A 13,760-nucleotide genomic window follows, 5' to 3' on the forward strand; every position below is an offset into this window, starting at 1 on the left:
TTGCTCGCGATAGCGAACCCAGGCTCACCACCGCATCAAAGCGACCGCGCAATGATCTCCTTCATGATTTCATTGGTCCCTGCATAGATCCGCTGCACCCGGGCATCGGCCCACGCACGGGCAATCGGGTATTCCCACATGAAGCCGTAGCCGCCATGCAACTGCACGCACTCGTCGAGCACCTTGCATTGCAGATCGGTGCCCCAGTACTTGGCCATCGCCGCGGTCGGCACGTCGAGCTTGCCTTGCAGGTGCAATTCCAGGCAGCGATCGACGAAAACCCGGCCGATCTGGATTTCGGTGGCCATTTCCGCGAGCTTGAAACGGGTGTTCTGGAAGTCTGCAATGGATTTACCGAACGCCTTGCGCTCGCGGGTGTAGTCCAGCGTCCACTGCAGCGCGGCTTCGGCCGAGGCCAGGCCGCCGATGGCGACAGTGAGGCGCTCCTGGGGCAGCTCCTGCATCAAGTAGGCGAAACCCATTCCAGCCTGCCCGAGCAGGTTTTCCTTCGGCACGCGGACATCCTGGAAAAACAGTTCCGATGTGTCCTGGGCCTTCATTCCGACCTTTTCCAGGCGCTTGCCTTTTTCGAAGCCAGGCGTGCCCGACTCCACCAGAAACAGGCTGGTGCCCTTGGCGCCGGCCTTCGGGTCAGTCTTGGCGACCACGATCACCAGGTCGGCCAGGAAGCCATTGGTGATGAAGGTTTTCGAGCCGTTGAGGACATACTCATCCCCGTCCAGCACGGCCGTGGTCTTCACCCCTTGCAGGTCGGAACCGGCGCCCGGCTCGGTCATGGCGATGGCCGTGACCATCTCGCCGGAGATCAGTTTCGGCAGGTACTTGTGCTTCAACGCTTCGCTGCCGTAATGCAGGATGTAAGGCGCGACTATGTCCGAGTGCAGTGAGAAACCGATGCCCGTCAGGCCCAGGCGGCCGATTTCCTCGATCACCACCGCGCTGTAGAGAAAGTCCGCCTCCAGCCCGCCATAAGCCTGGGGGAGATGGGAACACAACATGCCCGCCTCCCCCGCCTTGTTCCAGAGCTGGCGGTCGATATGACCCTGTTTTTCCCACTGGCTGTGGTAGGGCACGGCTTCTTTTTCAAGGAAGGTTCGTACGCTGTCACGGAACAATTCGTGCTCGGGACTGAACAGGGTTCTTGGGATCATGACGCACCTTTCGTTATTGTTGGATGTGGTTATCCCACAGAGCCTAAGCCTGCGGGGAGTGACAAGACACTGGACACATCCGACAAAAAATAAGACGATCCAGCCGTCTGGTGACCACTATCCCCTATAAAAATAAAGATGAATTATGTCCAAGCACGTCTCCACGCCCTTGCGGCGCGTCAGCATCCTGGCTATCGACCGGGTCTTCGCCTTCACTCTCATGCAAGCCAAGGATTTTTTCCATCTGGCCAGCCTGCGCTATGGCAAACAACTGGGCCAAGGCCTGACCCCGGCATTTGAAATCCGCCTGGTCAGCCCCGACGGCAAGCCGGTGAACAGCTTCAGCGATGTGATCATCCCGGTGGACGGAGGCCTGGAAAACACCGATGTGATCATCCTGCCCGCGTTCTGGGATGATTTTGACAGCCTTTGCCAGCGCTACCCTCAGATCCTGCCCTGGCTGCGGGAGCAACATGCCCGCGGCGCGGTGCTGTGCGGCGAAGCCACCGGGGTTTTCTGGCTGGCCGAAGCCGGATTGCTCGACGGCAAGGAAGCCACCACCTACTGGCGCTTCTTCAACGCGTTCAAGGAACGTTTTCCCCAGGTGCACCTGAACCAGGACAAGCACCTGACCGATGCCGACAATCTGTTCTGCGCCGGCGGCACGACGTCGGCCTGCGACCTGTACATCTATCTCATCGAACGCTTCTGCGGCGCCAACGTGGCCCAGGCCGTGGCACGGGACATCCTGTATGAAGTGCAGCGCAACTATTCGCCGGGCCGCATCGGCTTCGGTGGCCAGAAGCTGCATCAGGATGTGATCATCCTGCAGATCCAGCAATGGCTCGAAGAACACTTCGCCGACAAGTTCCGCTTCGAGGACGTCGCCCGGGAACATGGCATGAGCATTCGCAACTTCATGCGTCGCTTCCAGACCGCCACCGGGGACAAACCGCTGCATTACCTGCAGCGGCTGCGAATAGAGACCGCCAAGGGCCTGCTGTCCGGTAGCCGCAAGAGCATCAAGACCATCAGCTATGAAGTGGGCTACGACGATGCGAGCTTTTTCGCGCGGCTGTTCCGACAACACACCGACCTGTCGCCGAATCAGTATCGCCAGCAGTTCCAGCAGGCGGCGTAGGCCGAGGGCTTGGCAACGATTCCCTGTGGGAGCGAGCTTGCTCGCGATGGCGATGGTTCGGCAGCACTGATGTTGACTGACAAGACGCCAGCGCGAGCAAGCTCGCTGCCACAGGGTTATCCGTGAACTGCTGATCTGGCGCGCACAAAAAAGGCCTGCGATCGCAGGCCTTTCTTGTTTTCCGAATCACCCTACGGCTTGTGCGCCCGCGACAGGAACTCGTGGGATTGCATTTCCAGCAGGCGACTCAGGGTCCGCTGGAATTCGAAGGTCAGGCGACCGCCGGTGTAGAGGTCCTTGAGTTCGACTTCGGCCGAGATGATCAACTTGACGTTGCGATCGTAGAATTCGTCCACCATGTTGATGAAGCGGCGAGCGATGTCGTCGGTGGTGACGCTCATCTGTTCGACGCCACTGAGCAGCACGGCATGGAAGATCTTGCCCAGTTCGATGTAGTCGTTCTGGCTACGAGGGCCGTCGCACAGCTCGCGGAAGTCGAACCAGGCCACGTCGTCACAGGTGCGAATGGCACGGATCTCGCGATTCTCGATGATCAGCACGTCGTTTTCGACCGCCTGGGTGCATTCCGGTGTCAGGGCACGGAAGCTCTTGCGCAGGCTTTCTTCGGCAGCGGCGTCCAGGGGGTAATGGAACAGTTCCGCCTGCTCGAGATGACGCAGGCGATAGTCGACGCCGCTGTCGACGTTGACGATTTCCGTGTGTTCCTTGATCAGCGCAATGGCCGGCAGGAAGCGCGCTCGCTGCAGGCCGTCCTTGTAGAGGCCGTCCGGCACGATGTTGGAGGTGGCGACCAGGGTCACGCCATTCTTGAACAACTCCTCCATCAAGGTGCCGAGGATCATGGCATCGGTGATATCGGAGACAAAGAATTCGTCGAAGCAGATCACCCGTGTTTCGCTGGCAAAACGCTTGGCGATGATGGTCAGGGGGTTCTTCTCGCCGCCCAGGGTCTTCATTTCTTCGTGCACCCGCTTCATGAAGCGGTGGAAGTGCGTCCGGGTCTTTTCCTTGAACGGCAGCGCTTCGAAGAATGTGTCCACCAGGTAGGTCTTGCCACGGCCCACGCCACCCCAGAAGTACAGGCCCTTGACCGGTGCCTGCTCCTTCTTGCCGAACAGTTTGCCCAACAAGCCCGGCTTGTTGTTCGACGCGGCGATCAAGTCATCGTACAGGCGCTGCAAGTGCCGCACTGCCGTTTCCTGGGCTGCGTCGTGGAAGAACTCCGGGCGTTTCAGATCAGCTTGATATCGTTCTAGGGGTGTCATATTCGTTAGCAAGGCAACAAAAACGGGCAGCCACTGTAGCGACGGCCCCGAGGAATGGCAATCGGCCCTTATTCGGGCCGATGGTCGGGTGGTGCTTCGAATCAGTCCTGCGCGGGTGTCAGCGCAACGTGCAGCGCCTCGATGGCGGCATCCCGGGCGGCTTCGTCCGCGAACGCCGGGCTGTCTGCCACGCATTCACCTTCGAGCCAGACACTGAAGGCCAATGCCTCGCTGCGCACGTCCAAGGGTTGGCCGGATTGCAGTTGCTTGGTGGCCTGGCCGGCCGTCTTGCCATCGGCAAAATGACGAGACAACAGCAATTGCTCGCCATCGGCCGCCAGCAACCGGAAGCGGAAGCTGCCGTCGTCTTCGCGGAAGCTGACGAAGCGCGCAGCCTTGGCGGCTTTCTTCTTCGTGCTGGCGGCCACCTGGACCTGGCTGACGAACGAACGCAGGCCGACGGCTTCGCGCAGTTCGTTGAGGAACGGCGTCGCCACGGCCCGGGCTTTCTTCGCGCCCAGTTGCAGGAGGTCTTCCAGGTCCGCCGGACGCTCGATCAACTGGTGATAACGCTCGCGGGACTCCCCCAACTGTTCGTCCAGCAGCAGGAACAGACGGTTCTTGGCCTCGCCCCAACCCAGGCCCTGCAACAGCTCGCTACGGAACTCGGCGGCCTGCTCCGGGGTGGCGAACGCCTGGAACAACGTGAACAAGTGCGAGGTGTCCGGATCCTTCGCTTCGCCCGGGGCGCGGGAGTCGGTGACGATCCGCGAGATCGCCTCTTTCATGTCCTTGGCGCTGCTGAACAGAGGGATGGTGTTGTCGTAGCTCTTGGACATCTTGCGACCGTCCAGGCCCGGCAGCGTGGCGACGCTCTCCTCGATCAGTGCCTCGGGCAGGGTGAAGAACTCCTTGCCCTGGCCGAACAGGTGATTGAAGCGCTGGCCGATGTCCCGGGCCATTTCAACGTGCTGGATCTGGTCACGACCGACCGGCACCTTGTGAGCATTGAACATCAGAATGTCGGCGGCCATCAGCACCGGATAGCTGTACAGGCCCATGGTGATGCCGGCGTCCGGGTCTTCACCGGCCTCGACGTTCTTGTCCACCGAGGCCTTGTACGCATGGGCGCGGTTGAGCAGGCCCTTGGCGGCGACGCAGGTCAGCAACCAGGTCAGTTCCGGGATCTCGGGAATATCGGACTGGCGATAAAAGGTCACGCGGTTCACATCCAGGCCGCCGGCCAGCCAGGTCGCGGCGATCTCCAGGCGCGAGCGCTGGATGCGCAGCGGATCATCGCACTTGATCAGGGCATGGTAATCCGCCAGGAAGTAGAACGAATCGGCATTGCTGTCGCGGCTGGCAAGGATCGCCGGGCGGATGGCGCCAGCGTAGTTGCCCAGGTGCGGGGTGCCGGTGGTGGTGATGCCGGTCAGGATGCGGGTACGAGTGGTCATGGGTTATCGCTTGTCAGGCTGCTGTCAGTTCGAGAGGCGCGGCAGGAGAAGATCCTTGAGATCGGTCAGCTTGCCATGAAAAAAGTGTCCGCATTCTGCCACTTTCAGCAGCTCATGGGGGCGTTGGAGCGCATCGGACCATTCGTAGACCAGGCGGGGCTCGACCACTTCGTCGTCTTCCGGCTGGATCACGGTCAACGCACCGCCGGTCGGCAGGGGCGACTGTTCATCCAGGCGCATCACCGCCGGGGCCACCATGAACAGGTGCTTGAGCGACTGGCCCTGGGCTTCGAGCCGTCCGCCAAGGCTGGCAGCGACGAAGCCGCCGAAGGAAAAACCGAACAGGGTCAGGGGCAAGTCAGGGTGTTTTTCCCGCAGCCACGCCGCCGCAGCCTGGGCATCGTCCACTTCGCCGGTGCCCATGTCGTGGCTGCCGGCGCTGGCGCCAACGCCACGATAATTGAAACGCAAGGTAACCAGGCCGGCATCCCGGGCGGTGCGCTGCAGGGTCGACACCACTTTGTTGAGCATGGTCCCGCCCTGCACCGGGTTCGGGTGGCAGATCAGCGCCAGGCCGCGGGGCGCCTCGCTGTCCAGGTACAAGGCTTCCAGTTGGCCCACTGGGCCATCGATGACTACAGGGGTTTCGCGCATAAGCAAGGGAAAGAACTCCGTGACCCCGAATTGGGTCGACTCGTCTAGCTAAAAGTCTGTGCCTGGCATGATTGCGATGTTCTTCGCGGTATACAGCGCAGGTCCGAGCCGTTAACGTAAAGCAAAGCCGTTTATAGAGGAAGGACTCGTGGAACACTCGCTCTTAGTTTGGTTGTTGCCGACTCTTGCCCTGGTCGCCGGTGTCGCCATTGGATTCCTGCTTGCCCGACTGCTGCCCAATGCGGTGCCCAACAGCACGCAACGCCAGCTGGACGACATCCAGGAACGTTTCGACAGTTATCAGAATGAAGTGGTCACTCACTTCAACAGCACCGCTGCCCTGGTGAAGAAACTCACCCAGAGCTACCAGGATGTCCAGGATCACCTGTCCGAGGGCGCCAACCGCCTGGCCCTGGACGAGCAGACTCGCCAACGCCTGCTGGCCGCCCTGCACGCCGATGCAGGACAGGCTCCCCGGGAACGCCTGACCCCGCCACGAGAGGTTCAGGAACCGCCACGGGACTACGCGCCCAAGGCGCCCAACTCCCCCGGCATGCTCGATGAGCATTACGGCTTGAAAAAGTAATCAGGCAGCGACACGAAAAAGCCCGCCCCGATCCTGTGATCCCGGCGGGCTTTTTCTTGAGCTCGCGCAGCGGCCGGCTCAGAACGCCAGTTGCAGGGTTTGCTGGCCCTCGAGGCTGAGCAGCAACTGCTTGGCGGCGAGCCCGCCGGCGAAACCGGTGAGACTGCCGGAAGTGCCGATGACACGGTGGCACGGTGCGATGATCGAGATGGGATTGCGGCCATTGGCGGCGCCCACCGCCCGCACGGCGGTCGGTTGGCCGATCTGGATGGCGATGTCGCGGTAACTGCGGGTTTCGCCAAAAGGAATGCCCAGCAGCGCCTGCCAGACCCGCACCTGGAAATCCGTACCGGCAAAGTCCAGCTCCAGCTCGAAACGGCGACGCTGGCCGGCGAAATACTCCATGAGCTGGCGTTCGGTTTCCTTGAGCACCGGGTGCTGGCTGTCTTCTTCCAGGGGCCCCAGGCGCACGCGGTTGAGTCGTTCGTTTTCCCACAGGACGGCGGCCAGTTTCGTCTCCCGGGCCACGAGGATCAGTTGACCCACGGGAGATTGAATGGTCTTGCAGCTGGGTAACATCGATTCATTCCTCTACTGCCCCTGGCCGTTATCGCCACGGAGCCTCTCGACATCATCAGGCTCTATACGAAACGTCGCCAAGCGGTAATCAGGCATGGCGAAAACCGACAAGAAAGCGGAGTTGACTGATTGTAGATGAGCATTCCGATCGGACTCGCGCATGAGCCTGTTTTCAACGCAGCATGATCGTCGCGCAGGCAGTTTTCGTACAGAGCCTGGAACACACTCAGCCCAGCAACCCCAACTCCTTCGCCCGCGCCACGGCCTGGGTACGCCGCTCCACGCCAAGCTTGCTGTTGATGTGGCTGGCGTGGGTCTTGACGGTGTGCAGCGAAATGAACAGTTGCTCGCTGATTTCCTGGTTCGAACAGCCTCGGGCAATCAGTTGCAACACCGCGCGCTCGCGGCCGCTGAGGGCTTCGACAGGCGCCGGGGCATCGGCTGCTTGCGCCGTCGCCGACGGCAGGCGCTCCAGCAGGCTCTGGCACAGGGGCGTGGACGGCGCGTGCAGCAGTTGCTCACGCAGCCAGTCCCGATGTTCCTCGGCCAATAGCCATTGGAACGGTTGCAGCACACCGCCGGCGGCGGCGTCGAACGCCTGGGCCAGGGCACTGCGAGCGGCCGGCTCGCGGCCGATGCTCAACAGCAGCGCCACTTTCTGGTTCAGCGCCATCACGCTGAGCATCTGCCGACCGGTCTGCTGGCCATGTTCGAGCAAGGCATTGAGCCGCCCTTCGGCCAGCATCGGTTGGCCCCGGATGGATTCCAGTACGGCCTGCTGCAATTCCACATGCAACGGCAATTGCGGATGGAACTCCGGCGGCGCGGCGGCCCGCTCGCCCGTGTAGGTCCGCCCCAACCGCAACAGCCAGGCCTCGGCGAGATCGGTGCGTCCCTGGGCCAGCCAGAGCTCGCATTTGACCAGGGTGATCATCGCCAGGTAGTAGACCGGCGGAACGTCCCAGATATGCATCAGGCGTTCGGCCTCGGCCAGTTCGGCGAAAGCGCGGGCAAACTCGCCGTTATGGCCTTCGACCCTTGCGATCACGCAATGGCCAATCAAAACGCTGATATCGCGACAGGCGCGGGCTTCGGTGAGGCCCGCCTGCAACCGCGTCAGTCCGGCCTCGGGCTGCATGCGCAAGGTCAGCAGGAAGCCCTCGTAGAGGGTCAACCGCGCCCGCACCGCATACAGCCGTTGTGGCGACAGCTTGTGCAGGCGCTGCTGGCCCTGGCGCACCTCATCCAGTGCCCGCACGATTTCCCCCCGGGCCTGCAGCACCCGGGCGCGATCGTAATGGGCCAGGGCTTCGAACAAGGGGTTGCCGACCCGCTGCGCCAGTTCCAGGGAATCGCGATTCAGGTTGCGTGCACGCCACAGGTCGCCGTCGGCAATCGCCAGGTTCGAGAGTGTGGACAGACACATCAGGCGCTGGCCATAGCGCTTTTGCGGCAGGCTCTCCAGGGCTTCGGTGCAATAACGCACCGTGGCCTCACGATCCCCACGCCCTCGGGCGACGATACCGCTCAGCGCCAGCCACTGGGCAAGCATGGACTTCTGCGCGGTAGCCGAAGGCGCCGGCAGGAAACGACTCAAGTGGGCGGCCAGCTCCTCGGCCGCATCCAGTTGGCAGGCCAGCCCCAGCGCCCAGCTGTAGAGCACGATGAGCCGAGGCGTACTGATGAGCAGGCTGTCCGGCAGGTCCATTTTCCAGCGCAGCAACATGCCGACGTTCTGCTCGGCCAGCAATTGCTCTTCCGAAAGGTTCTGCACCAGGTTTGCCGCCACGTCCAGGTGCCCTGCCCGCAAGGCCTGTTCCACGGCCTCGTCGATCAGGCCCTGGGCGTTGAACCAGCGACAGGCCCGCAGGTGCAAGGTGGCCGCGGGCACCATGGCCGACTCGCTGGGACGGCTGCGCAGCAGATCGGAGAACAGATGGTGATAACGATACCAGCGACCATGTTCGTCCAATGGCACCAGAAAGACCTGGTGGGCCGCCAGGTAGCGCAGGATCTCGGCGCTGTCATGGGCTTCACGCACGGCGTCGCACAACTCGCTGCAGAAGCGCTCCTGCGGCGCGGTGTCGTAGAGGAACGCCTGCACATCGGCAGGCAGGCAGTCGATCACTTCCTCCAGCAGATAATCGCGGATCAGCCCTTCCCCGCCATGCAGCGCCTGGGGCAATCGGCCCTCGGTGCCGGCTTCGGAGGCCGCCAGCAGCCAGAAACGCAACCCCGCCACCCAGCCTTCGCTGCGCTGGATGAGATTCTCCAGGGCTTCGCCGCGCAACGAAATACTGTGATGCTCGAGCAGTATCTGGGCTTCGTCGTGAGTCAGGCGCAGGTCCTGCTCGTTCAGTTCGAGCAGTTGCCGCGACAGGCGCAGGCGCGCCAGATGCCAGTCCGGTCTCTGGCGGCTGGTAACCAGCACCAGTAATCCGTCAGGCAGGTGGTTAAGGAAAAACTGCAGGCAACGATCCAGGACGGCGCCCTGGGCCAGGTGATAATCGTCGAGCACCAGCAGCAAGGGGAAGCAGGGCGACAGGTGGGTGGTCAGTTCATCCAGCAGGCCGTCGAGCCACTCTTCGAACGCGAAGGGTTGGTGGCGCTGACGCATCTTCAGCAACCCCAGCGCACGGCCTCCCAACTGGGGGAAAAAGGCCTGGAGCCCTTCGAGCAGCCGCTCCAGGAAACGCCCCGGGTCGCTATCGCGGGTATTGAGACCCAGCCAGAGGCTTTGCCAATGGGCCGGCAGGCTCTGGCAGAACTCCACGGCCAGGGAGCTTTTCCCGAACCCCGCCGGTGCACTCACCAGCAGCAACCGACCACCGAGCCCCGCGCTCAAGCGCTCGCACAACCGTGGACGCGCGACGTGCCCATCGGGCAGCGGCGGTCGGTAGAAGCGCCCGTCCCGTACCGCGATGGCTGCGCGGTCAGAGTGTGCAGGTGCAGACAAATCAGTCATGGCCGGCTCTTGTTGAATTACGGATGGCGGCGTTGCAGATTTTCGCAGACTAGCGGTAAACGGGAAGGTATTGAAGGGAGTGCTACAAATGGCTACAAAAAGACTACACGTCGATTCAACTTGAAAGGCGCGTCAGGCATGACTTCTGTGGCGAGGGGTTCATCCCCGTTGTGCTGCGAAGCGGCCCCAAAGATTGAAGGCATCTATCTGTCGCTTCGAGTTGGCGGGTTGAGGGGCCGCTTCGCGACCCAACGGGGATGAACCCCGCGCCACAACGTTGTGTTTACCCGCTCATTTGTGTTTAGCCCCAACAAAAAAACGCCCCGAACCAGTCGGGGCGTTTTTTCGAGGATGCGGCCTCGGGTAAAGCGATTAGCGGATACCGTCCTGGCGCAGCGCGTTCGGGGTGAAGTCGGCGGTGCTGGCGGTGAAGCCGAAGTCGTAGGCCGATTTCTCCTCGTTCTTCATGCCCAGGGCCAGGTAGCGCCCGGACTGCAGGTCATAGAGGGTTTCCAGGGCGTACCACGGCACCTGCTTGTCGTAGTAGTTCTCGGCATGGGCCTCGGCGACGCGCCAGAGCTGGCCACGACCGTCGTAATGATCGATCACCGCGGCTTGCCAGGTGTCTTCATCGATGAAGAAGTCACGCTTGGCGTAGATATGGCGCTGGCCTTCCTTCAGGGTCGCGGTCACATGCCAGACACGACGCAGCTCGTAGCGCGCCAGGTCCTGGTTGACGTGGCCGGCCTTGAGGATGTCGGCGTACTTGAGTTGCGGCGAGTCGATCTTGTAGCTGTTGGCGGCGATGTACAGCTCTTTCTTGCCTACCAGTTTCCAGTCGTAGCGATCCGGCGCACCGTTGTACATGTCCAGGTTGTCGGAGGTACGCAGGCCGTCGGCGGCGGTCCCCGGGCCGTCATAGGACACTTGTGGCGCACGGCGCACACGGCGCTGGCCGGCGTTGTAGACCCAGGCCGAGCGAGGTTCCTTCACCTGGTCGAGGGTTTCGTGCACCAGCAGCACACCACCGGCCAGGCGCGCCGGCGCGGTCACTTGCTGCTTGAAGTAGAACAGGATGTTGCCGGGGTTGGCTGGATCGAAGTCCTTCATCTTGTCGCGGAACACGAACTGGTCGCGGAAGTACACCAGGCTGTAGGAGCCGTTGGGCTGCGGGGTGGCCTGAGTCACCAGGCGGGTCACGCTGCCGCCGCGATAACGGGTGATGTGGTTCCAGATCACTTCGACGCCGCTCTGGGGAATCGGGAACGGAATGGCCGTCTCGAAGTTCTCCAGGCCGTTGCCACCGGATACCAGCTTGGTGTTGACCGCATTCTTCTTGATGGAGGCGAACACCTCATCCGGAACGGTGGCACCGCGATGGGATGGGTAGACCGGCATCTTGAAGCTTTCCGGGTAGCGCTTGAACATCGCGTACTGGCCCGGCGCGAGCTTGTCCTTGTACTGGTCGACGTTCTGCGCGGTGATGGTGAACAACGGTTTTTCACTGGCGAACGGATCGGACAGGAAACCCTTGCTGTCCACGGAACCGGCGTTCTTGGCCATGGGTTTCCAGGCTGGGATCGAACCGTCGGCATTGCCGGCCATCTCGGCGCCCATCGGCGTCAGGCTCTTGCCCAGTTTGTCGGCTTCGGCGGCAGGCACCGCCGCCATGACGCTGGCGGCCAGCAGGGAAAGCCCCAACGCACCGACCTGCAACAGACTCTTTGTTATTTTCATAGTGATCATCCTGAAATACGGTGCTTAGAAGGTCACGCCGACGCTGAGCGCCAGGAAATCGCGATCGTCAACGGTGCTGAAGTCGCCACCAAAGAAGTTGGTGTAGGCCAGGCTCGCGTTGTAGGTGTTCTGGTATTCGGCATCCAGACCGAGGCTGACAGCTTTGCGGCCTTCCTCGAAGTTGCCGCCAGGGCCTGGCGAGTAGCCTTTGACGTCATGGGACCAGGCCACGTTGGGCTTGAGGTTCACACCGGCGAACACGTCCGGGTATTCCCAGATGGCGCGAGCGCGGTAGCCCCAGGAGGTGGAGGTGGTGAAGCCGTCGTTGTTGCAGTTGCTGTTCACGTTGGCGGCGGTCTGGCCACCACCTGCGGCGGTCGAAGAGTTGAGCGTGCTGCAGAAGCCGTTGGGCAACTGGCCTGGACCGAACACCGGATCACGACCGTAACGAGCATCGGATTTGCTTTCCAGGCCACCGACGTGAGTGACACCGACTTCACCAACCAGGGTCAGGCGGCTGGCGCCCATGACCTGATCGAGGAAGTGGGTGAAGGTGGTCTGGAACTGGGTGATTTCCTTGCGGCGATAGCCATGCAGGTCCTGGCCCGGAGTGCCTTGGAGCACCGAGGCATTGCCGAGCCCGGGCAATGGGGTGACACCGGCAAACAGGATATCGGTGGTGCTCAATTGCACCGGGGCATTCGGACGGTAGCTCAGTTCACCGCTCCACGCCGTACCGGTGGGCAGCGTCGTGGAGAAGCTCAGGCCATACAAACGGATGTCTTCAGGATATTCGACGAAATAATTCGAGTTACCCGCCACGATCAGGGGCGCCAGCTGACCAAAAAGCGGAGCGCTGTTGTAGACCGACTGCGGCGCACCGGTAGCACTGAAGATCGGCGCACGACTGTGGTAGTTCATGAAGTAGGCGCCAAACTCGGTGTCCAGCGGCTCGAACATGTACTTCAGAGACGCGCCCCATTGGCCGCTGTCGCGGGCATCGCGGTCCGGACCGCGACGCACCAGCACGCCTTCTTCGTTGATGTCGACGCCTTGGCCTTCCAGTATCGGGAGGACAATACCCGGAAACGGAATGCTTGAGCGTTTGTTCAATACCCGCAGGTTGTCATTGCAACCATCGGCAATCACATCGGGCTGGGAGAAGAACGTACCGCAGTTATCCACCACGGTCTGGTCCCATTCAATCTGGTAGAAGGCCTCGGCCGACAGGTTATCGGTCAGGCTCTGGGACACGTAGAACATGTTGACCGGGATCAGGCCTTCCTTGATCTCGGCACCGGGACGACGGAACGCGGACACGTCGATCGGGTTGATGGAGTTGATGCCGCCCTGGATGAAGGTACTCTCACCCCAGCTGACCACCTGCTTGCCCAGGCGCACCGAGCCCGGTTGATCGGCAATGGCGTAGTTGTGATAGACGAACGCATCGAGGATCTGCCCGCCGGAAGACTTGGCGCCTTCCTTGCGATTGCTGTCGCTGATGTCCTTGTACAGGCGGTTTTCGTCCTTCAGCTCGAAGTCGTACCAGTACTTGCCGCGTACGAACACGCCGGTATCGCCATACTTGAGTTCCAGGTCGTGGATGCCCTTGAAGATCTTCGAGAAGGTTTCGCCACGCTTGAAGTTCAGGTGTCCGTCATCGGAGGTCTGCGACAACCCCTTGCCGCCGTTGTTGACACCAATCAGGTCGCTGTTGGGCTTGGCCGTGGACCAGCTTGCGCCCACCGACAGGGACGAGTCGAACTGGCCTTCGATTTCACCGATATTGAAGCTGACGCCAAATGCCGGCCCGGCGAGCGAAGAGGCGAGACTGACCGCCAGAGGCAATTTTGCCCGGCGCCAGAACGTGGTTGCTGTGGTCATCGACGCTACTCCATGTGCTTATTGTTATGGCAGTGAACGTTCCAGGAACACTTCGACGGCCTGGGCGCGGCAACGCCCCGATACCCCGCGGAAGTCGCATCGCTCTTTCGTGCGTGCGCCCCGTTCCTGAAAAATCCGTGAGCGGACTATAGCCAGCAGGTAGTACGGCTTGATCCCTCTAAAGTGTGATTTGCAGCCCTCGACCACTCTGGAACAGTCCTTTCGCCAGGCCGACAGATATCGGCACCGCAAGGATGGCTGATTTTTCCGGTTTGACAAGGCAAGCGCTTGCTTGGTGG

At 61.7% G+C, this 13,760-nt stretch carries 10 protein-coding genes; 2 read left to right on the top strand and 8 right to left on the bottom strand.

Annotated elements, in window-relative coordinates:
- Positions 1-35: 35 nt before the first annotated feature.
- The gene (locus BLP99_RS19525) at positions 36-1,172 is read right to left on the bottom strand and encodes an acyl-CoA dehydrogenase family protein (protein WP_072396925.1); all 1,137 of its coding nucleotides are present in this window, start codon (positions 1,170-1,172) and stop codon (positions 36-38) included.
- Between the two features lie 244 nt (positions 1,173-1,416).
- On the opposite strand from BLP99_RS19525, the gene BLP99_RS19530 reads away from it, so the two are divergent.
- The gene (locus tag BLP99_RS19530; RefSeq protein ID WP_172834656.1) at positions 1,417-2,313 is read left to right on the top strand and encodes a GlxA family transcriptional regulator; all 897 of its coding nucleotides are present in this window, start codon (positions 1,417-1,419) and stop codon (positions 2,311-2,313) included.
- 191 nt (positions 2,314-2,504) lie between these two features.
- On the opposite strand, the gene zapE is transcribed toward BLP99_RS19530, so the two are convergent.
- The 3 genes from zapE to BLP99_RS19545 form a co-directional block, all read right to left on the bottom strand.
- Positions 2,505-3,599, bottom strand: a complete 1,095-nt coding sequence (zapE, locus tag BLP99_RS19535) for a cell division protein ZapE (RefSeq protein WP_072396921.1) — start codon at positions 3,597-3,599, stop codon at positions 2,505-2,507.
- Between the two features lie 101 nt (positions 3,600-3,700).
- Positions 3,701-5,056, bottom strand: coding sequence for a tryptophan--tRNA ligase (locus BLP99_RS19540; RefSeq protein ID WP_072396910.1), 1,356 nt, complete (start codon positions 5,054-5,056; stop codon positions 3,701-3,703).
- A 24-nt stretch (positions 5,057-5,080) separates the two neighbouring features.
- Complete coding sequence (locus BLP99_RS19545; RefSeq protein WP_072396908.1) at positions 5,081-5,710, bottom strand: alpha/beta hydrolase; 630 nt, start codon at positions 5,708-5,710, stop codon at positions 5,081-5,083.
- 148 nt (positions 5,711-5,858) lie between these two features.
- On the opposite strand from BLP99_RS19545, the gene BLP99_RS19550 reads away from it, so the two are divergent.
- Entirely contained in the window at positions 5,859-6,296 is a 438-nt protein-coding gene (locus BLP99_RS19550) for a Z-ring associated ZapG family protein (protein WP_072396905.1), read from the top strand.
- Positions 6,297-6,374: 78 nt separating this feature from the next.
- Here BLP99_RS19550 and BLP99_RS19555 read toward each other — a convergent pair whose 3' ends face one another.
- From BLP99_RS19555 to BLP99_RS19570, 4 genes are all read right to left on the bottom strand, one after another.
- The gene (locus tag BLP99_RS19555; protein WP_072396903.1) at positions 6,375-6,875 is read right to left on the bottom strand and encodes a methylated-DNA--[protein]-cysteine S-methyltransferase; all 501 of its coding nucleotides are present in this window, start codon (positions 6,873-6,875) and stop codon (positions 6,375-6,377) included.
- A 226-nt stretch (positions 6,876-7,101) separates the two neighbouring features.
- Positions 7,102-9,840, bottom strand: a complete 2,739-nt coding sequence (locus BLP99_RS19560) for a winged helix-turn-helix domain-containing protein (RefSeq protein WP_072459372.1) — start codon at positions 9,838-9,840, stop codon at positions 7,102-7,104.
- Between the two features lie 372 nt (positions 9,841-10,212).
- Positions 10,213-11,577 (bottom strand): DUF1329 domain-containing protein, encoded by a 1,365-nt coding sequence (locus tag BLP99_RS19565; protein WP_072396899.1) that lies wholly within the window; start codon positions 11,575-11,577, stop codon positions 10,213-10,215.
- Between the two features lie 24 nt (positions 11,578-11,601).
- On the bottom strand, positions 11,602-13,461 hold the full coding sequence (locus tag BLP99_RS19570) for a DUF1302 domain-containing protein (RefSeq protein WP_072396897.1): 1,860 nt from the start codon (positions 13,459-13,461) through the stop codon (positions 11,602-11,604).
- Positions 13,462-13,760 lie beyond the last annotated feature (299 nt).

It is taken from the genome of Pseudomonas sp. NFACC32-1 (assembly GCF_900101215.1).
In the GTDB taxonomy this organism is placed as follows: Bacteria; Pseudomonadota; Gammaproteobacteria; order Pseudomonadales; family Pseudomonadaceae; genus Aquipseudomonas.